We start from the raw sequence: 21,434 nt of genomic DNA, 5'->3' as shown, positions 1-21,434 counted from the left end.
AATTTAAATTTTAAAAGAATTCAGTTTAAGCGTACTGAACTTAATCAAGGACAAACTATAATTTAAAAGAATTCCCGTGAGTATCCAAAGAGGCATTAGGGACTGACTGTCCATCACCGCAATGGTATGGCTGGTTTTCCTATGCTTTCAGAATCGACGAAAGGAGCGAAGCGGAACCTCACGGGCCGACAATGCGGTAAAACCGCAATTGATTTAACCTAAACTCCATTTTTAAAAAACCGAACTCAAGATGATATGGAAGTAAATAGTATCATGAATTAGCCGTGAAAAAAGGGGCTTAATGAATACAAATTTTTCTGTATATTATGTATAATTAAACAGATGCTTACTGCGCTAAACTTCCTGCTGATTGTGGAGAAGTCCGGTAGGATAGCACTACAGTGAGCAGTATTGAATTTTCCCTGAACCACTTCTGTCGTAAATTGATGTAAACGGGGAATTTTTATGCGGGACACTTAATAGATGAGGGGGGCGCAATTTTGAACAGTTCTAATACCGCACAGGACAAGGTACAGTGCGGCAGCTGCAGTCTGCAGGATCGGGTTAAAAGCTACCGCTGGTTGGTATGGGGCACTATGGCTCTGGCTTATATTGTTGTCTTTTTTCACAGGATGGCGGCTGGGGTGGTGAAGGACAACCTGGTGGATGCCTTCAATATCTCCAATGCCACCTTTGCCAATCTGGGTGCTGCCTATTTTTATGCCTATATGCTGATGCAGTTTCCCACAGGAATTCTGGCAGACACCTGGGGGGCACGCAAAACAGTGACAACAGGTATGCTTTTGGCCGGAGCGGGCTCCCTCATCTTTGGGTATGCTCCATCTGTGGGGTGGGCATTTTTGGGAAGGCTTCTGGTGGGGGGTTGGTGTTGCCGTTGTTTTTGTCTGTATCCTGAAGATACTGGACCAGTGGTTCCGGCCTCAGGAGTTCAGCACCATGTCGGGTGTCACCTCATTCATCGGCAATCTGGGGGGGCTCCTCGCTCAGACACCTCTGGTTTTTATGGTTGCTCTTTTCACATGGAGACACACCTTTGCTGTAATCGGAGTGGTCTCTCTTTTGATAGCTGTTCTCTGTTACCTGATTATCCGCAACACTCCCGGTGAACTGGTGCCGGCTCTGGCACAACCATCCAGCAAGGCTGTTGATAGGGGCACGGATAAAGGCGCGAATATGGGCACGAGTACGGGTGCGAGTACAGGGGCAAATGCAGGCGCGAAAAAGCAAGCCTCTTTTTGGCAGTCCCTGGCTGCAGTGATGAGCAATCCCTATACCTGGCCGGGATTTATTATTTTTGCGGGGTTTTTAGGCTCTTATATCGCTTTTTCCGGAACCTGGGGAGTTTCTTATATGATGGATGTTTATGGTGTATCCAAAAGCACCGCGGCAAACTATCCCATGGCCGCAACTCTTGGACTGGCGCTGGGGAGTATTGCCATTGGGGTGATCTCTGACCGGATGAAGAGCAGGAAAAAACCGATGATCTGCTTCGGGATCGTTTATCTGGCAACCTGGGCAGTGCTCATTTTCAGCGGTGGGGGCAAGCCACCTGTAGGAATTCTCTATCCGCTGTTCTTCCTGATGGGGTTCAGCTGTGCCACATTTATTCTCACTTTTGCAGTTGCCAAAGAGGTCAATCCCCCGCAGCTGGCCGGTGTGTCTACTTCTATTGTTAACACCGGAGGGTTTTTGGGTGCTGCAGTTCTGCCGATCTTCGTAGGGATGTATTTCGACAGGGTTGGCAGCACTTTAACAAATATCACCCTCTACCGCAATGGTTTCCTGATCCTTTTGGCAGCTATAGTTATATCAGTGGCCTGCATCTTTCTGCTCAAGGAAACAGGTGCTGTTAATATATGGAGGGAAGCGGAGTTTTTTTAACTGGTTAACTGGTTTAAGGAATTCGGAAAAATTCACTGAAGGCAAAAGTTGTTGCCGTTATCAGTATTGAACCCCCAAGGCCAAAATGGCTGCTCACGAGGATTCCTGCCAGTATAGATTTTTTGGAAAAATCACAATATACCTAAGTTGCATGGGAATAACGGGGGGCGGTGCAGTTGTTCTTAGACCAAGAGCGCCGGAAATTGCAACACGAAATTAAAACGTATATGATTCAGTATTTCAAAAGAATTTTAGGTCGGGGAGTTGATGAGGTAAAAATTACCATCTTTGAAGATATGCTAATAATTCGGCTTAAAGGATTTTTAACAGAACCTGAAAAATATATAGTGAATACTCCAAATGGAAAAGAAATAGTCAGAGCATCGCGCAGGCAGGTAGGGGACCAACATGTTATTGATAATATACCCTATTTTGAGGAAACGCTGAAGGCAAAAGTCGTTTATCACAGTTATGATATAGATCCTGAAAATGATTTTGCCGGCCACTTGATTGTTTTCAATCACGTGCTATAATAATAAAAGAAAATTTGATACGGGTTGTTCTTGAAGAAACATACATAAGTGTAGCTTCGGAAAGACCAATGTTTTTATGACAGTGCGGGTTGCTGTTATAAAATGTTGGTTTTTTGTTTTATAATCAAATATTTTTCACGGAGGTGATTAATAGAGATTCTTTGCGGCAGACAACTATTATAGAACTACGTTGAACAGATTCGATGACTAAATTTTGGTGAATAACCGCCCACGTAATATTTTCTTAGGCGAAAATGAGTTTTGTACCGGAGCTTCTTTAATCATTGATGGCGGCTATATTGCGGTGGAGATGCCTCAAACAGAGAGTGTGCCAAAATGGTAGTTCGTGGGGAAACCTAAGGGTAGCTTCAGAAAGACCAAGTTTTAACTGATTCTAGTCAGTTTAAAACGCTGGTCTTATTGTTTTTTTAAGGCAGAGGTGATTTCTGGCTTCTTTTGCGGGGAAAAGGGTAAAAACAGAATAGGAGGAGTTGAAATGTTGCAAAGAACCATGAAAGCCTTGTTATGGAAAGAGGATAAGGGAATTGATATCGTGGATGCCCCGGTACCGAAGATCACAAAACCTACTGATGCCATCGTGCGTGTTACACTATCCACTATCTGTGCCAGCGATATTCATATTGTAGGCGGCCACACCTATGTTCAGCCTCCGCAGATTATTGGGCACGAATTCTGCGGGGAAGTCGTGGAACTCGGTTCCGCCGTCACCAAGTTTAATGTCGGCGATAAAGTAGCCGTCTCCTGTCTTCCCTTCTGCGGAGACTGTTATTTCTGTCAACGGGGGCTGCATTTCCAATGTCTTGATCCCGATTGCACCTGTTTTGGAACAAATATGGGTGAGTTGAAGCTTGATGGGTGTCAGGCCGAGTACATTCGTGTGCCGCATTCTGCAAATACCATGTATAAAATACCTGACGGTTTTACTGAAGAAGACATGCTTTTTGTCGGAGATATTCTTTCAACAGGCTATTTTGCCACAGAAAAGGGCAATATTCAGCCTGGTGATACCGTACTTATCATAGGCGCCGGTCCGGTTGGAATGTGTGCTGCGATAACCACAAAGTTATGGGGGCCGTCTAAAATCATTATTTCTGACAGGGTACAGTCCAGATTAGATGTGTGCTTAAAAGAAGGCATTGTTGATTTTGCGCTTAACCCTGACGAAGTCGATGTTACAGAAAAGTGCCGTGAATTAACAGATGGACTTGGCCCTGATGTGGTTCTCGAGTGTATTGGCCTTGAACCAACTTTGGTACAAGCATGTCAGGCGGTTAGAATGGGCGGAAATGTTGTTACCATAGGGGTTTATGAAGGTCCAGTGACACTGCCGATGGCTGATATTTGGTTTAAAAACATAAGTATAAGCATGGGCTTTGTCCCGATGAACCGTATGCCTGAGCTAATTAAGCTGATTCAGGGCGGGAGAATAAACACAAAGTTTTTGATGACCCATCGGGCACCGCTAAACGATATCGTCAAAGGCTATGATGTGTTTGGCAACAAGAAAGACAACTGCCTGAAATGGGTAGTTACTCCTTATGAAAAATAATTTCTAAATTATCATCTCTCCTGCATCACAACAGGAGTCATGCTCAAATAATTTAGCATTTGCCGCCTGATGGCTACAGGCGGCACTTTATTTTTTTATCGGCCATGGATAGATAATGCCGTGTCACTTCACGCATAAATCTTACCCAAGGCCGTCAGGGATGACGCATGAGTCGAAAATATGGCGCTGCCTAAGGTGTTTGAGCGCCTGCCCCGGTTCTGAGAAGAGCAGGTATGCGGCGATTTTTGATGCGGCAGCACTGACGGCCTTCCATTCCACTTGACATGAAGGCATTTTTTTTGTTATGCTAGGGTGCACAAACGGCTGCGGCATGTTGCGATAGCGTCTGTGTTTGTGTCTTTGCTTGTGCCAAAAAAGATGATATAATTGAAAAGAGCATCGCGGAGAGATGGCTGAGCTGGTCGAAAGCGCTCGACTGGAAATCGAGTGGGCGGGCAAAACCTCGCCTCGTGGGTTCGAATCCCACTCTCTCCGCCATATTATTCTCTGCCTGCGCCCATAGCTCAACTGGATAGAGCGACAGACTTCGGATCTGTAGGCTGGGGGTTCAACTCCCTCTGGGCGCGCCAGTTGAAAAAATAATTTTGGTCGTGCTAGATGGGGAGGTAGCGGTTCCCTGTAACCCGCAGTCCGCTATAGCGGGGTCGAATTCCTGTCCGAGGGTTAGCCTTGTGGGGCTGCCCGGTATAAGTGGTGTAGACGTTTGGGTCCCACGCAGCAGGAACCCACGAACCCCGTCAGGTCCGGAAGGAAGCAGCGGTAAGTGGACTATCCTGGGTGCCGTGGGAGTGCCTGAACCGAGCTAACTGTACCGGTACCGCCTGGAAGGTGTAATTCGGAGACAGGTGCACGGCCATAATATTAGTGGTTAGTGGTTGGAAAAGTTTTCAGTTGTCTAAAGCGATTGTAATGTCGCCGGGCTACGCAAAATGATATGTGGGAAGCGGGAGGTTGGAAGTGGGAATGAAAGCCGGATGTCGGAGGTCGGAGAAAGGATTGACACCGCTATCTTAAAGCAATAAAGCAAGCCTGGCCCCGATGGATGGCCGCGTGAGCGTGTACAGGGGGGACTGCCCCAGTGCACGCGTTTTTGTATATATTGTATATATGATACGAATTGTTACCTTTGCGTTGCGCTTGTATAGCATTGTTTGTCTTTGAACCCTGCGAATTTTATGTTCCCCTTGTGTGCTACTCTCAGAATTCGGCACCGTCCCCTTGGTCGGTGCTGGGCTTCCCCCGGTGCACGGACCTGCCAAAGGGACCGTCCCCCTGGCTGGTCCCAACCACCAACGACTATTGCTTATAGGCGGCAGTTGTACTATATTTAATCTGTATCGATCAGGGGGGGTCTGGATGGAACAGTTGGCTTTGTATAGGGAATGGCGCCCACAAACTTTTCGGGAAGTCATCGGACAGGAGCATGTCTGCCGCACTCTGCAGAATGCTGTGCTCATGGAGAGGACAGCACATGCTTATCTTTTCTGCGGTCCCCGTGGAACGGGGAAAACCAGCACGGCCCGCATCCTGGCCAAGGCACTGAACTGCCTTGACATTAAGGATGGCGAACCCTGCAACAATTGTCTTTCCTGCCAGGGGATCACCGATGGCATTTCTCTCAATGTCATAGAGATGGATGCCGCCTCTCACCGCGGGATCGAGGAGATACGCGATCTCAAGCAGAAGGTGGGCATGGCTCCCAGTGGGGGCAGGTACAAGGTTTATATCATTGATGAGGTGCATATGCTAACCGGAGAGGCTTTCAATGCACTATTGAAGACACTGGAAGAACCGCCCGCACATGCTGTGTTCATTCTGGCTACAACAGAAGCACATAAGGTTCCTTTGACTATATTATCCCGCTGTCAGCGCTTCGACTTCCGGCGTCTCGGCCGTCCTGTGATCAAGGAGCATTTGGCCAAAGTGGCCCGGGCGAAAGATTGGTCTGTTGAGGATGATGCCCTGGAGTTGATTAGCCGCCAGGTAAGTGGTGCACTACGTGATGCCCTGGGACTGCTGGACCAGGCTGCAAGTTTTACCAGGGGGCAGATCCGGCGCAAAGATATCGAACTCTTGACAGGTGCTCTGGGGAAAGGGGAACTGGAGGAGATTATAGCCGCAGTTGCTCAAGGGGATGTGCCCGGGCTCTTAGAGCTGTTGGATGCTCTTTTTGCGCGGGGAGCTGATCCGCGCCAGGTGCTCTTACAGCTGGCGGATCAGGTGCGTGACCTGATTTTTAGTCAGGATACGGAAAAAAAGGAACAATTATTTTATGCGCGTTTTCTGCGGGGGATTGCCCTTGCAGAAGGGGAGATGAGATGGAGCCACAGGCCGGATCTTCTCCTGGAACTCACACTTCTGCGGCTGACAGGTGCTGTCAGCACCTCAGGAGAAGGCCCCTCGCAACAAGGAGCAGGTCGAGGAGTGAAGAGGCAGGGCAGTGCTGATCTCACAGAAGAAAGCCGCCTGCAAGGATCCGGACAGGCACGCCAGACAGTGAAAAGGCAAAATACTACCGTTGCCATAGAAGAAAACCGTCTGCAAAAAAGAACCAGGGATGCAACCGGCCAGGATGAGGAAAGCCGGAATACTACCGGCAGCTTTCAAGAAAGCGTCCTACAAAAGAGAAGCATAGATGCAACCGGCCAGGTGTTGAGGGAGCAGGCAACCAGTCAGGCAGTAAGGGAGCAGGCAGCATCGGCTCAGCCCTCGACATCGCCTGTTCCGCAGAGGAACATTCAGCAAGAGGCGGCAGCCCCTCAGGCACCATCCCTCGGGGAGAAATCATTACAGCAGCAACAAAAGGCAGCAGGCCTTGAAAAGTCAGGAGAAACACAGCCTCCTGAGAAGAAGGCCATAAGGCAGCAAAAGGGGGCTGTTCCTATGAAAACCAAAGAAATGCCGTCCCCCAAAGAGCAGGCCTTACCGGCTGCCGATGTAAATCTTGATCTTACAGCTATTCATGATTTCCTAATAAGTAATGCCTCAGAGCAGCCCATTCTGGCAGGGGTTCTGCCCAAATGCGAACTCAGGAGAAAAGGGGGCAGCCTGCTGCTTTTGGCACCTTCCTTCGGCTGTGATCTGATCAGGGGAGAGGAGAACCTGAAAACCTTACAGAAAAGCCTTCAGGAATATGGATGCTCTCTCCAGCTGGAAGTGGCTTTAGGGGACACCCTGGCAACCGAAGGTGACAACGATTATATCTCCACGTCACCTATACGGGATCACGAAACCACGGGCAGTGAGTTGTTAAACATGGCGTTGACGATTTTTAATGGTAAGATCATCAAGAAAAAAAAGGAGGGCGAATGAAAAATGGGTTTTGGGAATATGCAGAAGATGATGAAGCAGGTCCAGAAAATGCAGAAGGAGATGGCCCGGGTCCAGGAAGAGCTGGGGGAGCTCACTGTTGAGGCCAGTTCCGGCGGAGGTGTGGTCAAGGTAGTGGCTAACTGCCAGCAGGAACTGCAGGAGGTACACATCGATCCTGCAGCAGCTGATCCTGATGATCCCACACTCTTGGAGGACCTGGTTTTGACTGCAGTCAATGAGGCTTTAAAGAGCGCCAGGGAAAAAGCAGCGGAGGAAATGGAAAAGGTGACAGGTGGGCTGAAAATACCAGGGGTTTTTTAACAGAAATGTTTAGAGAAATGCAGGTGATCGGTTTTGCATCTTTATCCCAACTCATTGGCAGCACTTATTGAAGCCTTGCGAAAACTGCCGGGTATCGGGCCGAAAACCGCCCAGCGCCTGGCCATTTATCTCCTGCATGCACCCCGCGGGGAGGCTGATGCCTTAGCGCGGGCGATTACAGAGGCCAGGGAAAAGATCTTTTTCTGCTCTGTTTGTGGGAACATCACAGATATGGACCCGTGTGAGCTGTGCCGGGATGAAAGGCGTGACAGGTCTTTACTTTGTGTTGTGGAATGGCCGCGAGATATTATTGCTTTCGAGCGCACCGGGGAGTTTCCAGGGGTTTACCATGTGCTGCACGGGGTTCTTTCGCCTATGGATGGGGTCGGCCCTGATGACCTCAAGATTACGGAGCTGCTTCACCGCCTCCCCAAGGAGTCAACCAGTGAGGTGATCCTGGCTACCAACCCTAATGTGGAGGGAGAAGCGACAGCCATTTACCTTGCTCAGCTACTTAAACCGCTGGTGCCTAAAGTTACCAGGATCGCCCACGGGTTGCCTGTAGGGGGGGATTTGGAGTTTGCCGATACCGCTACATTGAGCAGATCCCTGTTAGGCAGGCAGGAGCTATAGAAAAAACGGAAGTCTGAGACCGGAGGTCGGAAGTCTGAAAAAATCCGGAGCCGTTTTGGACCAGGAGGATCAGTAGGCGAGCCCTGGTGATCCACTTTAATATAACAGACATTATTATCCAGCTGCCAACCACCAAATGCAGAGAAGTTACCACAAAAATCACAGGGCAGTAATCACCGGAGATGATGATCTGACAGCCAGACTCAGGGTTAAAGGCCAGGTTTTTGCACTCTATGATCCGGTGCTTGGACAGCCCCAGAACAGCGCAGCAATGCAATAGGAATAAATTACCTCTTCCAATGGCAAGTTTTTGTATGTTAACACATATAATAAAGAAAAACCCTAACAACTTGCCAGGGAGGTATTTTGCGATGATAGCGCGGCTGATAAACCAAAACCGTTCATTAACCCAGGTGTTCCGAAGCAAGGAGCGGAACAAGTTTAATGACGACTACCTGGCTCTGACCGAGGCGCACAGCGAATGGCTGGCAGCACGTGACTTTTTCGAACAGGCTACGGACCCTGATCTGGTTGATTATGCCATCCTTTCCCTTAAAGCCGCAGAAAAACGCTATGTTTACCTGATGGAAAGGATGTGGAAAGAGGAGAGAAAAGAGGTTTAAGGAGGTTTAAGGAGGGAAAGTGATGGTTGGTACTATTTTGGGGGTGCTGTTCGGCCTTCTTTTGTTGTTTCTGGTGGGACAGGCATTATGGAAGCCCTTGCGTATAATTTTATACATGGGACTGCGGCTAATCTTAGGATGCGTCTTTCTTCTTCTGGTCAATTTCTCTGCCGGCTCACTGGGTTTACTGGGTTTTTCTCTCGGAGTAAATCCTGCCAGTGCCCTGACCGTGGGACTGTTAGGCCTTCCCGGCCTGCTGCTCCTCATTGCCTTGAAGGCTGTAGCAGGGTAGGGGGATCTAAGGGGGCACGGTTCTTAGCAGAGCAGGTATGCGGCGATTTTTTATGCGTCAGTACTTTGAAGAGCATCATATTTTCTTGACCTCTCTCCCTTATTCGTTATATACTCAAAGTCAAGGTACTGGGAAAAATAACTATAGCAAGTTCGGCTGTCAAAAAGAGAACCGGACCGGCGACATGTAAGATAATTCGAGGTAATTTATATGAAGCAAGAGCAATCTCCGTCGCGTGTGCTGGAGGCGTATACCGGAGAATACGCCAGTGGGAAAAGTGAAAATGCTGTTAACCGTGCAGTGGAACTTGCTCGCCAGGGTAGGAGGGTGACACTGGTCGACCTTGACCTGGTGGAGCCATGCTATACCCTCAGGCCTCTGAAGAAGATACTGGGGGAAGAGGGGGTTTCCGTACTGGCCTGGGATACCGGTGAACTGGTAGGGTTAGGGGAAACAGGCAATATCCTAAAACCGGAGGTGCAGTTTTGCCTGCGTCATCCCGGTGATGTGATCCTTGATATCGGCTATGGTGCCTCTGGCGTACAGGTGCTCAACCTGGTAGAGGGAGCAGCCGAGGAACGGGATCTCAAGGTTTATGCAGTGATCAATATTGCCAGACCCATGACCGCTGCTGTTACCGATATCGTTGAGCATGTGCGATCACTTAAAAGAGTTGACGGCCTAATCAACAATTCCCACCTGGGAGAAGAGACAGATCTAGGGTTTGTGCAGGAGGGTGCTCGGGTAGTAAAAGAAGCCGCAGTTGTTCTCGGACTGCCGGTGGTTGCCACCTCAGTGATGGAGCAGTTAGCCGCGGCGGTGGGGGAAACCGACTGGTACGGGCACCCGGTGCGTAGATTGCATCGGTATTTACCACAGGCCTTTTGGTAGTGGTATTACCGGATTTTTTATTTTAAGATATAAATAAGTAAAAAAAACACACAGGGGGTGTTAATTAAGTGGGAGAAAAACCGATTCAAGGAGAGCAAAAAGCCTTTATGACCGGCAATGAAGCCGTCGCCTGGGCTGCTCTCGCCGCCGGGGCAGAGATCATGTACGGCTATCCCATTACTCCACAGAATGAGATCATGCAGTACTGGACACGGCTGGCCCCGAAGTACGATAAGAAATTTTTACAGACAGAGGACGAGCTTTCAGCCGGATTTACCACAGTGGGGGGTGTACTTGCCGGCAGGAGAGCCTTTACAGCAACAGCAGGGCCGGGGAATGTGTTGATGCAGGAGCCGATGTCCATGGCAGAAGCGATGCGTATCCCTACAGTTGTTGTGGTTCAGCAGCGTGGCGGCCCATCCACAGCCACAGTGATCTATTCCCAGCAGGAGGTAACCCTGACCTGTTTCGGAGGGAATGGAGAGGGTTTAAGAGTGGTGTACTCCACCTCCTCCCACCAGGAACTGTTTGACTACACCATCAAAGCATTCAATACAGCCTGGAAGTACCGCTTTCCGACATTCGTTCTGGCTGACGGCTACCAGGCCAAGATGCGAGAGTCTTTGGTGCTCTATGACCCACAGGAGAAAGGCCAGAAAATGGTTCCTACAGAAGCCTTTGTGGGAAAACCGGGGACACCCGGTGAGGACCGCGCACCGGCTCACCTCCGCAATACCTATAACATCGAAGAAGAGCTGATGGATGTGCTTTCCAAAGACATCAAAGAGTACGAAGAGATGACACCTGAGATCATCGAGTATGAGGAATTCAACACAGAGGATACAGATCTCCTGGTCATCGCCCACGGAATCGTTTTCCGATCCGCAGCGATGGCAGCCAGAGAACTGGCAGAGGAAGGGTTGAAGGTGGGCTATTTTAGACCCATCACACTGCGTCCCTTCCCCCGGGAAGAACTGCGCAAGGCTGCGGCAAAAGCAAAGCAGCTCCTGGTTGTGGAGTCATCCTACGGCCAGCTGCTTAAAATTGTGAAGGACAACCTCTATGGCATGGATGTGCCTATTAAAACGCACTTGCGCCCTGGTGTGGGCATCACACCGGAAGAGGTTGTTGCAGATGTAAAGACAATACTGGGAGAGGAGGAGTAAAGGGATGGAAGTTCTGCCGAAAATTCCAAAAAGCTGGAATCTGGAGACAAAACCCCATAAGTTCTGTCCCGGCTGCGGGCACGGTCTGATCCTCAAGGCACTGGGTCAAGTGATCGATGAACTGGGGATCCAGGACCGAGTAGTGTTCGGGTGTGACATCGGGTGCTCCCTTCTTTCCTGGGATTTTTTCAATGTGGACTCAGTTCAGACACACCATGGGAGAACAACCCCAGTGATGGTGGGGATCAAAAGAGCGAATCCTGAACTGATCGTTGTGGCCTATATGGGTGATGGAGGGGGATACGCCATCGGCTCCCAGCACCTGGTCAATGCCGCCACCAGAGATGACAAGATCACAGTGCTTTTAGTAAACAACACCAACTACGCCATGACCGGCGGACAGATGGCCCCCACTACCATGCCTGGCCAAAAAACAGAAACCACCCCTTACGGCAGGGATGTACTTGAAGCCGGCTACCCCATGATGGGTCCTGAGATGGTATCAGCCATCTCCCAGGATGGCGCCTATGTGGCCCGGGGGAGCGTGGCCAGATTCCGCAAGCTGAAAGAATACATCAAGAAAGCCCTGGAAAACCAGATAGCCGGGAGGGGATTCTCCTTTGTAGAGGCCCTTTCCACCTGCCCTACAAACTGGCGCACCAATGCCGAACAAACCTGGGCATTTCTCGAGAACGAGATGACGAAACAATATCCTCCTGGTGAACTCAAAACACCAACAGGTAAGGAGGGATAGGAATGGACAAAGCTGTTAAGATCGCATTAGCTGGTGAAGGTGGCCAGGGTGTGCAGTCAGTGGCCATGATCCTGACCGAGGCTGCAGCCATGGAGGGCAAAGAGATCCTCTATATTCCCAACTTCGGGGTGGAACAGAGGGGTGGAGTATCCATCGCCTTTGTGCAGATCGGAGATCAAAAGATCGGGGCACCGAAATTCAAAACCGGTGATATCGTCATCGCCTTGAGCGACCGGGCCGTCCGCCGTGTGGGGATGTACGCGGGCCCCAGACAGTGTTTATCTATGATGCAGGAATTGAGGGTGTGGAAGATGACCTGCCGGAAAACGCCCAACGGGTTCTGGCAATTCCCGCCCTGGAAACAGCCAATAAAGAACTGCACCCGCGGGTGTTCAATATATTGATCATGGGAGCGGTCATCGGTGCCACCCATGTGGTGACCTTAGAGAAGGCAAAAGAGGCCATCGAGAAAAAGCTGGGCTATAAATTCGAACAGAACCCCAAGCTCCGGGAGATGAACTTTAAAGCCCTGGAGAGGGGCTATGAAATGGTTGCAGGAACGGGGGTGGCCTGATCAATGGAGAAAACAGCCATAAAGTTTATAGAAAAAGATGTTCACAAAGGGAAAGCACTGTTCCGCATCTTTCCCGGGCTCTGCAAAGGCTGCGGACTCTGCCGGGAGAAGTGCCCGGAAGAGGCCTTAAGCTGGTCAGATGAACTGGGTGTCTACGGCACTCCTACGGTAGTTGCGGATCCGGAGAAGTGCAAGGCCTGCCGCATCTGTGAACAGGTCTGCCCGGATTGTGCGATAGCTATCGTGCGCAAAGCCAGGGATGAGAAAGAAAATTAAGCTGCGTGAATAAGAACAGGGAGCCAGCTGTAACAAACAACTGGCTCCTTTTTATGGGAACAAATGGTCTTCTATTGCTCGTGCTGAAGGAAGCATCTATCTGTTTGCCGGCAGTTGACGTACTCCCACGACTGAAGTCACGGGTAAAAGGGTGGGCATTCCCGGCGGATGATCGTAATGGGGTGCCAGGAGGAACATAAATGCCAGAATTAAAAATATCTAATAAATTTTACCTGGATGAAGGAGGAATTTTAGGAAATATGGCGAATATGCCCATTAACAGGACTCTTGGCTTAAGACTATATAAGACTATAGTAGTAACACTTGTTTACCGTGCTTTAAAAAAGTGCACAGCATCAACATTTTATGTGCCAATAAAAGCAGCACGTGGATGATTCTTTCCAATAATCAGTGGGGGATGATTGGGATGAAAAAAGCCTCAACAGGCATGGTCTGCTATGCCTGCAAGAACAAGCTTGCCAGGCCAAGAGATATTGGAGGAACGCGGTATTATCTCTGTGATCAATGCTTCAATCAGCACATCTGGGCAAATTTCAAAGCACTGGAGTATTTGAAAACCAAAAGAGACAGTTCAAGCGGCAAAAACATGAAGGGTCACAGGAAAGATTCTAGCAGTGGGATAAAACGCAGATGCCCTGCTGGAATAAACTGAGCCTTTTCCTGTCTATACAATAAGACATGGGGAGCCTGGAAGGCGTTGTTTCAGGCATGTATTGGAATAAATGCCTGAAAGTGAATGCCTATTCGGAAAATAGAAGCCGGAAGCCGGAAGCCAGAGGTCTGAAATTGCCAGGAACCGCTTTTGCTGGTTTCGCATTGTTTACATTGCTTAGGCATCTTTTCTCATGCCGGTTTCCCAATAAAACGGCACAGGTACTATCTATTTTGAGAGGGATGAACAGTTGGAGGCCGGGCTGCCTATTGTCCGCCTGTGCCGATTCAGTTTTGTTTTAAGAGGGATTGGTATTGCTGCCCCTGCGTATAATAAGTAAGGGGGGAGAGGTAGCTTAACAGCGATTCTGCATATAATAGAGAAGATAAAGTGGGAGGGCGAAAATGGTGACTTCCAGAAGAACAAAACGGCGATTTTCCGGGCAGATGGGGGTTCTGCTGCCTGTGTGTGTGATCTGTGAAGAAACACCTCCCAGGGGTATTGCCGGGGGAATAATGGTTTCAGGATGTTTTCTTTGTATGCGGTGTGAAAAAGAGATTGTGCGCACTCGGGTGGGTGACCGTCGCTATTTTGACCTGAAGGAAAAGATCAAAAAGATTTGGGTTCAACAATAATATCGTCCGCAATATCGTCCGTCCTCGATATTTGGTTTCTTTTTTTTTCAGGTAGATACCCATGCCGCCCGGGCAGTACTGGCGTATAATGAAAACAGAGGCCAGAGTCAGGAGTGTTGCAGAGCCAGCGGAAGCAGTTCCTGTTACTATCCGACCCCGACTTCAGGTTTCCCACCTCTATTTTCAGGGTAGGAGTACATGCTATCTGAGCGGCACCGGCAGATGAGAACAGGCCTATTTTCTATTAGCGTGACAGGGAGCCTCCCTTGGACACGCTTTTTTAATTTATCAATAAGTAATAAGCAAAGCAGCTGCTGGCAGCAATAAGTGGATAGTGGATATGGTAAAATAACTACAAGGAAATAATCCAGGTAGACGCCTGTGCTGTTCAGGCCGCACTGGCAGATAATGAAAACAGAGGCCGGAGTTATGTAATGTTGCGGAACCAGTAGAAGCAGTTCCATGAAATTTCCGACATCTGACCTCCGGCTTCCGATATCTATTTACCCAGGTAGACGCCTATCGAAGGCGGAAGGAGAAATTAAGCTTCCACCGGTAGGTGAGGGATGGCTACCTTAACTTGGCGAGGGAATCCCCGGGACGGTTTATTCCAACGACTAACGACAAACGACCAACTACTAATTTGACTTTCAGTATCTAACTTTTTTGGGGGTGAGGCACATCCGGAAGAACGAAATGCCGCTGCTGGCAGGCCTTCTCAGCCATATTGCAGAAGGTTACCGGAGTTACCATACACCCGGACACAAGCAGGGATGGGGAGCACTAGCCGAGTGGCGACAGCTGCTGGGTGATGAGGTCTTTCAGATGGATCTCACCGAACTGCCGGGGCTGGATAATCTGCATGATCCACAGGGGATCATTGAGAAGGGACAGCAGGAGGCAGCGGTTTACTTTGGGGCAAAAGAGACATTTTTTCTGGTGAATGGTACCACCGCAGGTATTTTGGCTGTTCTTCTGGCCAAAAGCCGTCCGGGCAGCAAGGTGGTGCTCCCGCGGAACAGCCACCAGGCAGTTATTCATGGCATTATTCTCAGCGGAGCACATCCTGTTTATCTTCCGGTGTCATCTCATGCCGCGCTGGGGCTGCCTGGCCATATCACTGCCACAGATTTGGAAAGCTGTCTGGCCGCACTTGATGAGGAGGCATTAATTGTTCTGCTGCACCCCAGTTACTATGGGCTGGCGGGAGAACTGCGGCAGCAGGTGCTGACAGCTCATCGATATAATTGTACAGTGCTGGTGGATGAAGCCCATGGGGCACATTTTGGCACAAGCCCTCACTTCCCTCTCACGGCCCTGGAGGCAGGAGCTGATTTTGCTGCCCAGGGGGCTCACAAGGTTTTGGGAGCCTTTACACAATCGGCTTATCTTCACTGTCAGGATAAGAGTGACCTGGAGGGAATCCGGGATGCCCTGCGCATGGTTCAGTCCAGCAGCCCATCTTATCTGTTGATGGCCTCTCTTGATGTGGCGCGCTGTCAGTGCCGGCTGGAGGAAGAGAAGTGGGATACTGCCGCTCTGCTTGGCGAAAGACTGCGCCAGGAGATCTCCCGTATTCCAGGAATTTTGGCCCCGGGTGAAGAACTGCAGGAAGTACCCGGTGTGATCGAGTATGATCCTACCAGACTCGTTATTAATGTAAGAAAGTTGGGGATTACAGGGTTTGAGGCTGCTGAATGGCTGTGCAGAGAGCGCAAGATTCTTGTGGAGATGGCTGATTTTCAGAACATCGTTCTTATCCTGGGGCCTGCGGGTGTTGAAAAAGCAGCAGGTGCCCTGCTGGAGGGGCTGGATGCTATGGCTGCGGCTTGCACAAACAGCAGATCTGCAGCCGGTCATTTCATCCCGGATCCCCTGCAGCTGCCCATACCGCGGCAGGTGATCACACCCAGGGATGCCTTTTTTGCTGAACACTCCCTGCTACCGCCTGCAAGTGCCCTGGGTAAAACCGCTGCTGAAGTGATTGCCCCCTATCCCCCGGGTGTGCCTGTGCTCTGCCCAGGGGAGAGGGTGGGGGAAGAAGTGCTTGATTTTCTTCAAGAATGGGATGCTGCCGGTGGTGTTTGGCCCGGGAAGAGCCGGGGTTCGATCAAAATTGTCACAGGGAGTTGAAGGAGTGGAACATCCAGGGAAACTGATTACTTTTGAGGGGCCCGACGGGGCCGGTAAAACCACACAGATTCAGATGACAGCCCGGGTTTTGGAAGAGTCTGGGTATTCTGTGGTTAAGACCCGGGAGCCCGGGGGAACGCGCCTTTCAGAGGCGATCCGCCAACTGCTGCTTGACCCTTGCTACAATGAAATGTCGGCGGTGACAGAGGCCCTGCTCTATGCCGCGGCCCGGGCGCAGATTGTCGGTGAAGTGCTGCTGCCGGCATTGAGAGAGCGCAAGGTTGTCCTCTGTGATCGTTTTGTGGATTCCAGTCTGGCCTATCAGGGTTATGGGCGTGGTCTCCCTTTGGAAATGCTGCGTGCGGTCAATGACTTCGCTTTAAATAAACTGGGAAGATTTTGCACCATTTTGCTTGATCTCCCCCCGGAGGAAGGGCTTGAGCGTTCCGCAGGGGAGATGGAGAGGGATCGCTTGGAACAGGAGAATTTGAGCTTTCACCGGCGAGTGAGGGATGGCTACCTTTCAATGGCCAGGGAATTCCCGGGACGGATTAAGGTTGTTGATGCCAGCGCTGATCCCAGGTTAGTTCAAGAGCAGATCCAGGAGTATGTGATGGCATACCTCACAGGCAGGGATCAGGGAGGGGCTTTTGAGTAGGTGTCCATGTCGTCCAGGTGGCATCAGCTGAAGATGAAATGAAGATGAAAAAGTAGCCGAAGTCAAATAATGTTGTGGAACCAGTGTAAGCGTTTCTTGGTGATTTTCGACATCCGACTTCCGGCCTCTGACATCTATTTTTGAGAGGGGTGAAGGGCTTGAGAAATTGGGGTGACAGTGTTGCTGCACGGCTGCTGCAGGAGGATCTGCGTCAAGGCTCACCTGCCCACGCCTATCTGTTGGCTGGCCGCTCTTCGGAACAAAAGAGGGAGATAGTGCCACTCTTTGTCCAGGCTTTGCTCTGTCAGGATCCGGTAGATGGGGGGCACTGTGGTTTATGTGCTTCCTGCCAGGCCTGGGAGCGCGGGGGACACCCGGATTACCACTCCTTGCAGCCGGAAGGGAGTTCACTGAAAATAGACCAGATCCGCTTATGGCATTCCTTTTTCCGGTACAGCCCGGATCTGGGCAGGCACCAGGTTTTTCTCCTGGAGCAGCCGGAGCTGATGACAGTCCCCGCTGCTAACAGCCTGCTGAAAGTATTGGAGGAGCCGGTGCCTGGCACAGTCTTTCTGCTGGTGACCGAGGATGAAAGCCTGTTATTGCAGACCATTGTATCCCGCTGCCGTGTGGTATTTTTTCGGGAGGCCAGACAAAACCGGGTAGAAGTAGCTGCGGATGATCAAATAGATGACCAGAAAGCCAGCAGTAAAATTGCGGCGCTGCTCAGAGATGGGACTCCCGCGGAACTGCTCAAGGAAGTTCGTCTCCTGGGGAATGACCGGCCTGCTGCCCAGAGGCTGTTGCAGGATCTCCTGGGTGAGTTCGAGCGGGACTACCGGATGCAGCGTGCATCCTCTCAGGGGATGGCGGCCGCTGCTTCCCTGGAATTGCTGCTCAAGGGGTCGCAACAGTTGGATGACAACGCCTCTGTGCCCCTGGTGCTGGCAGTTACCCTTTACCATGTGCAGAGAAAGAGAGATCAGGGGGGCGGTTCTCTTGATCCCTTTCTTGATCCATTGGCGCAGAGAAAGCTGCGTAAACCAGGACCGTAATGACATTAAAGGTCAAAATGTGATAAAGGTAGGGATGTTCTATGAGTGAATATCAGGAGATTGATAAAGATGATAATGATGCTGTCGCAGAGATTGAGCTTCCGGAGAGCGGTACAGTTGAAGTTGTTGGGGTGAGATTTCGTGAGGCGGGTAAGGTTTATTATTTTAAAACCGGGGAAGAAGCTCTCAAGCCGGATGACCTGGTGATCGTGGAAACAGCGAGGGGGATCGAGGCGGGTACTGTTGTGGTGGGTCCACGGCAAATACCGGTGGAAGAGGTGGTCCCTCCTCTGCGGGGGGTTATTCGGAAGGCAACTGCTGATGATGTGCTGATCATTGAAGATAATAAGCGGCATGCTCAGGACGCCTTTGGCATCTGTGAGCAGAAGATTGCTGAACATGGACTGCCTATGAAGCTGATCGATGTGGAGTTTACTTTTGATGTGGGGAAAATACTCTTTTACTTTACTGCTGATGGGCGTGTCGATTTTCGGGAACTCGTCAAGGACCTAGCTTCTGTTTTCAGGACACGGATCGAGCTGCGGCAGATTGGGGTCAGAGATGAGGCCAAATTTCTGGGTGGCATCGGTCCCTGTGGGAGGGAGCTCTGCTGCTGCACCTGGCTGGGGGATTTTGAGCCGGTTTCCATCCGCATGGCCAAGGGTCAGAACCTTTCCTTGAATCCCAGCAAGATCAGCGGTTCCTGCGGTCGCCTGATGTGCTGTTTGAAATATGAAAATGAACACTATAACTGTAAGCGTGAAAAATCCAAAAAGGAAGAGGAGCAGCGGGGAGATAATTCAGGGTGTTGTGAGGGGTGATTGAAAATAGGGATACTATATATCTGCCCCACACCCCTGGGGAATCTGGATGATATCACCGGACGCGCCCTGGAGGTCCTGGGGCGGGTTGATTTGATAGCAGCAGAGGATACCCGCCATACCCGGAAGCTGTTGACTCACTATGGGATCGCTGCTAAAACAACCAGCTACCACGAGCACAATGAACGAGAGAAGGCCTCTTTCCTCTTAGCAGAACTGGATCAGGGGAGGAAAATCGCCCTGGTAAGTGATGCCGGAACCCCTGCTATATCGGATCCAGGGTATATTCTGGTGCAGCAGGCCCTGGCCGCAGGACATCAGGTAACTGTTCTGCCGGGGCCCTCCGCGGTTATCGCTGCACTGGTTGTTTCGGGTTGCATGCCACATTCCCTTTTACTTTATCGGCTTTCTGCCGCGGCAAAAAGGGGGAGGCGGCAAGATCTATTAGAGGAACTGGAGGCTAATTCCTGGACAGGTGTATTTTATGAGTCTCCACACCGCCTCCGGGATACGATCAAGGATTTCTGTGCTCTCTGGGGTGCCGAACGGAGGGTGGCTGTGGTCAGGGAGCTTACCAAGCAGTTTGAGGAGGTATTCCGCGGCTCCTTTGGGGAGGCTTATGAATATTTTTCAGCCACACCCCGGGGTGAAATCACTCTTGTTGTGGAGGGCAAGCAAGCAGGAGAAGAAGAGGATATTACAGAGGATTCTGAGATGATCTGTGAAGCTGTAGATGCCCTGATCAAGGCAGGAGCAGGGGTTCATGATGCCTGCAAAGGGGTGGGGCGTGCCCTGGGGCTGAGCAAGAGCAAGGTGTACAGGGCATATCATAAATAATAAATAGTTCCTTCAAACTTCCGGCTTCCGGCTTCCGGCTTTCGACATCCGCATTTCAGGTTTGTTGGAAAAACTCAGCTATCTAAAGCGGTTCGTCTATATAGCCGGCTATGTCTGCTCTTTAGTAACACAAGGCAGTTTCCGGATACTTCAGACTTCTGACTTCCGGTTTCTGACTTCCGTTTTTGTGTACCTGGCAGAAATGCGCCGGGAACCGTCCCCAGTGCATCGGTCTGAAAAAAATAAACCCCCTAATTATATAAGGGGGTTTTGGAGGCTCTCTGCTTGTCTCACTACTCTCAACAGGCAAGGGGTGCCTTCTGGCGCCCTGGCTCGCTTCTTATGAGCCATTATTATGGTTTTTTGTCATAAAAATGAGACAAGCCGGCTGATCTTAGCCAGCCTCACGGACCATATCTCTGGCGCAGTCCTGACAGATGTTTTTGCCTCGGAAATGAGTGATATTATCAGCATTTCCGCAGAAAATACATGCTGGCTCGTACTTCTTCAAGATGATCTTTTCCTGGTCAACATAGATCTCCAGTGCGTCTTTTTCTGCGATACCCAGAGTACGGCGCAGCTCGATGGGTATCACCACTCTACCAAGCTCGTCCACTTTTCTCACGACACCAGTCGACTTCATGTTACTCCCCCTCTCCATTTATTATTCGACAAGATTCGCTAAGGAAAGCATACCAGCTTTACCATTAACAGTCAACCCCTTTTTTCAAAAAAAATATTAATTTTTTTTAAAGTTTTTTCAAAAATGGCTGATACCTCACTTTTTTGGTATAATAAATCTTTAAGACATATAAAATGACGAAAGGAGTAAAGTCTGGCTGTTCATTTCAGCCAGGCGAGATTATGAGTGATCGAATTTATTATGTGACAACACCCATCTATTATCCGAGCGACAAACTTCATATCGGGCATGCCTATACCACTGTGGCCGCGGATTGTATAGCCCGCTATAAGAGAATGCGGGGTTATGATGTTTTTTTTCTAACCGGTTCAGATGAACACGGCCAGAAGATCGAAAGAAAAGCCATGGATAGCGGTATGGACCCACAGAGTTATGTGGATCGCATTGTGGAATCCTTTCAGGAATTATGGAAACAGCTGCTGATTACAAATGATGACTTTATCCGCACAACTGAACCCCGCCACCAGAAGGCAGTCCAGACCATCTTTCAAAAGCTATATGATAAAGGGGATATCTACAAGTCCTTTTATGAGGGCCTGTACTGTACTCCCTGTGAGGCTTTCTGGCTGGAGCGCCAGCTTGTGGACGGCAACTGCCCGGACTGCGGGCGGCCGGTGGAGCATGTAAAAGAGGAGAGTTACTTTTTCAAGCTGTCCAAGTACCAGGACCCACTCCTGCGCTATATTGAAGAAAACCCCGATTTTATCCAGCCTGCTTCTCGCCGGCATGAAATGGTTAACTTCATCAAAAGCGGATTGGAGGATCTCTGTGTATCCAGGACAACCTTCCAATGGGGGGTCCCTGTCCCCTTTGCACCGGGGCATGTGGTCTATGTCTGGTTTGATGCACTTGTCAATTACCTGTCAGCTTTAGGATGGCAGGATGGGGATCCGCGCTTTGAACATTACTGGCCGCATACAGTACACCTGATGGCCAAGGATATCGTTCGCTTTCATTCGGTGATCTGGCCGATTGTGTTGATGCGTGCGGATCATCCCTCTCGCCGCGCACTATTTCGACATGGTTGGCTGCTCTTAGAGGGAGGGAAAGA

The 21,434-nt window shown here is 50.1% G+C and carries 24 protein-coding genes, 2 tRNA genes, 1 other RNA gene and 2 pseudogenes; 28 read left to right on the top strand and 1 reads right to left on the bottom strand.

Features of this window, described 5'->3' with window-relative positions; genetic code table 11:
• Positions 1-596: 596 nt before the first annotated feature.
• The 27 genes and pseudogenes from SSCH_RS19725 to rsmI form a co-directional block, all read left to right on the top strand.
• A pseudogene (locus SSCH_RS19725) lies at positions 597-824 on the top strand (MFS transporter); the annotation flags it as partial.
• Between the two features lie 10 nt (positions 825-834).
• Positions 835-1,902, top strand: a complete 1,068-nt coding sequence (locus SSCH_RS00715) for an MFS transporter (protein WP_232294123.1) — start codon at positions 835-837, stop codon at positions 1,900-1,902.
• A gap of 176 nt (positions 1,903-2,078) precedes the next feature.
• Complete coding sequence (locus tag SSCH_RS00710) at positions 2,079-2,435, top strand: Na-translocating system protein MpsC family protein (protein WP_044663790.1); 357 nt, start codon at positions 2,079-2,081, stop codon at positions 2,433-2,435.
• Positions 2,436-2,931: 496 nt separating this feature from the next.
• Positions 2,932-4,005, top strand: coding sequence for an alcohol dehydrogenase (locus SSCH_RS00705; RefSeq protein WP_044663789.1), 1,074 nt, complete (start codon positions 2,932-2,934; stop codon positions 4,003-4,005).
• Positions 4,006-4,408: 403 nt separating this feature from the next.
• Positions 4,409-4,503, top strand: a tRNA-Ser gene (locus tag SSCH_RS00700).
• Between the two features lie 15 nt (positions 4,504-4,518).
• A tRNA-Arg gene (locus SSCH_RS00695) sits at positions 4,519-4,595 on the top strand.
• A 19-nt stretch (positions 4,596-4,614) separates the two neighbouring features.
• An RNA gene (gene ffs, locus SSCH_RS17130) (signal recognition particle sRNA large type) lies at positions 4,615-4,879 on the top strand.
• A 503-nt stretch (positions 4,880-5,382) separates the two neighbouring features.
• Positions 5,383-7,338, top strand: a complete 1,956-nt coding sequence (gene dnaX / locus SSCH_RS15930) for a DNA polymerase III subunit gamma/tau (protein ID WP_052835154.1) — start codon at positions 5,383-5,385, stop codon at positions 7,336-7,338.
• 3 nt (positions 7,339-7,341) lie between these two features.
• Positions 7,342-7,659, top strand: a complete 318-nt coding sequence (locus tag SSCH_RS00685; RefSeq protein ID WP_044663788.1) for a YbaB/EbfC family nucleoid-associated protein — start codon at positions 7,342-7,344, stop codon at positions 7,657-7,659.
• A gap of 33 nt (positions 7,660-7,692) precedes the next feature.
• Positions 7,693-8,292, top strand: a complete 600-nt coding sequence (gene recR / locus SSCH_RS00680; protein ID WP_044663787.1) for a recombination mediator RecR — start codon at positions 7,693-7,695, stop codon at positions 8,290-8,292.
• Positions 8,293-8,428: 136 nt separating this feature from the next.
• Entirely contained in the window at positions 8,429-8,572 is a 144-nt protein-coding gene (locus SSCH_RS17905; protein WP_156972004.1) for a hypothetical protein, read from the top strand.
• 91 nt (positions 8,573-8,663) lie between these two features.
• A complete protein-coding gene (locus tag SSCH_RS17900) occupies positions 8,664-8,915 on the top strand; it encodes a DUF2508 family protein (protein WP_052835153.1) in 252 nt (83 codons plus the stop codon).
• Positions 8,916-8,937: 22 nt separating this feature from the next.
• On the top strand, positions 8,938-9,207 hold the full coding sequence (locus tag SSCH_RS00665; protein WP_044663785.1) for a pro-sigmaK processing inhibitor BofA family protein: 270 nt from the start codon (positions 8,938-8,940) through the stop codon (positions 9,205-9,207).
• Between the two features lie 210 nt (positions 9,208-9,417).
• Positions 9,418-10,098 (top strand): P-loop NTPase family protein, encoded by a 681-nt coding sequence (locus SSCH_RS00660; protein ID WP_044663784.1) that lies wholly within the window; start codon positions 9,418-9,420, stop codon positions 10,096-10,098.
• 68 nt (positions 10,099-10,166) lie between these two features.
• Entirely contained in the window at positions 10,167-11,264 is a 1,098-nt protein-coding gene (locus tag SSCH_RS00655) for a transketolase C-terminal domain-containing protein (protein ID WP_044663783.1), read from the top strand.
• 4 nt (positions 11,265-11,268) lie between these two features.
• The gene (locus SSCH_RS00650) at positions 11,269-12,018 is read left to right on the top strand and encodes a thiamine pyrophosphate-dependent enzyme (protein WP_044663782.1); all 750 of its coding nucleotides are present in this window, start codon (positions 11,269-11,271) and stop codon (positions 12,016-12,018) included.
• A gap of 2 nt (positions 12,019-12,020) precedes the next feature.
• On the top strand, positions 12,021-12,422 hold the full coding sequence (locus tag SSCH_RS20620) for a 2-oxoacid:acceptor oxidoreductase family protein (protein WP_269746079.1): 402 nt from the start codon (positions 12,021-12,023) through the stop codon (positions 12,420-12,422).
• Complete coding sequence (locus SSCH_RS22190) at positions 12,323-12,592, top strand: 2-oxoacid:acceptor oxidoreductase family protein (RefSeq protein WP_269746078.1); 270 nt, start codon at positions 12,323-12,325, stop codon at positions 12,590-12,592. Before SSCH_RS20620 ends, SSCH_RS22190 begins: the two co-directional genes overlap by 100 nt.
• A gap of 3 nt (positions 12,593-12,595) precedes the next feature.
• Complete coding sequence (locus SSCH_RS00640) at positions 12,596-12,868, top strand: 4Fe-4S dicluster domain-containing protein (protein WP_044663781.1); 273 nt, start codon at positions 12,596-12,598, stop codon at positions 12,866-12,868.
• 200 nt (positions 12,869-13,068) lie between these two features.
• Positions 13,069-13,263 carry a hypothetical protein gene (locus SSCH_RS00635; RefSeq protein ID WP_044663780.1) on the top strand — a complete coding sequence of 65 codons (195 nt, stop codon included), beginning with the start codon at positions 13,069-13,071 and terminating at the stop codon, positions 13,261-13,263.
• 32 nt (positions 13,264-13,295) lie between these two features.
• Positions 13,296-13,541 (top strand): hypothetical protein, encoded by a 246-nt coding sequence (locus SSCH_RS00630; protein ID WP_156972003.1) that lies wholly within the window; start codon positions 13,296-13,298, stop codon positions 13,539-13,541.
• Positions 13,542-13,945: 404 nt separating this feature from the next.
• Positions 13,946-14,176 carry a sigma factor G inhibitor Gin gene (locus tag SSCH_RS00625; RefSeq protein ID WP_044663778.1) on the top strand — a complete coding sequence of 77 codons (231 nt, stop codon included), beginning with the start codon at positions 13,946-13,948 and terminating at the stop codon, positions 14,174-14,176.
• A gap of 696 nt (positions 14,177-14,872) precedes the next feature.
• Positions 14,873-16,309: an aminotransferase class I/II-fold pyridoxal phosphate-dependent enzyme gene (locus SSCH_RS00615; RefSeq protein ID WP_044663776.1), complete on the top strand. Its 1,437-nt coding sequence runs from the start codon at positions 14,873-14,875 to the stop codon at positions 16,307-16,309.
• Between the two features lie 4 nt (positions 16,310-16,313).
• Positions 16,314-16,967 carry a dTMP kinase gene (gene tmk / locus SSCH_RS00610; RefSeq protein ID WP_044663775.1) on the top strand — a complete coding sequence of 218 codons (654 nt, stop codon included), beginning with the start codon at positions 16,314-16,316 and terminating at the stop codon, positions 16,965-16,967.
• A 158-nt stretch (positions 16,968-17,125) separates the two neighbouring features.
• The gene (locus tag SSCH_RS15925; RefSeq protein ID WP_052835152.1) at positions 17,126-18,022 is read left to right on the top strand and encodes a DNA polymerase III subunit; all 897 of its coding nucleotides are present in this window, start codon (positions 17,126-17,128) and stop codon (positions 18,020-18,022) included.
• 41 nt (positions 18,023-18,063) lie between these two features.
• Positions 18,064-18,798: pseudogene (locus tag SSCH_RS00600) on the top strand (PSP1 domain-containing protein); the annotation flags it as partial.
• 45 nt (positions 18,799-18,843) lie between these two features.
• On the top strand, positions 18,844-19,680 hold the full coding sequence (rsmI, locus tag SSCH_RS00595) for a 16S rRNA (cytidine(1402)-2'-O)-methyltransferase (protein ID WP_044663774.1): 837 nt from the start codon (positions 18,844-18,846) through the stop codon (positions 19,678-19,680).
• 394 nt (positions 19,681-20,074) lie between these two features.
• Here the strand turns inward: rsmI and SSCH_RS00590 are convergent, their stop codons facing one another.
• A complete protein-coding gene (locus SSCH_RS00590) occupies positions 20,075-20,323 on the bottom strand; it encodes an AbrB/MazE/SpoVT family DNA-binding domain-containing protein (RefSeq protein WP_044663773.1) in 249 nt (82 codons plus the stop codon).
• A 221-nt stretch (positions 20,324-20,544) separates the two neighbouring features.
• Between SSCH_RS00590 and metG the strand changes: the two genes are divergently transcribed.
• Positions 20,545-21,434, top strand: an 890-nt coding sequence (gene metG / locus SSCH_RS00585; RefSeq protein WP_044663772.1) for a methionine--tRNA ligase, incomplete at its 3' end; no start/stop codon positions are given.

The sequence above is a fragment of the Syntrophaceticus schinkii genome (assembly GCF_000946815.1).
Taxonomy (GTDB): domain Bacteria; phylum Bacillota; class DSM-12270; order Thermacetogeniales; family Thermacetogeniaceae; genus Syntrophaceticus; species Syntrophaceticus schinkii.
Note: the sequence above shows the minus strand (reverse complement) of the source record. Positions and strands in the feature narration are given on the sequence as shown.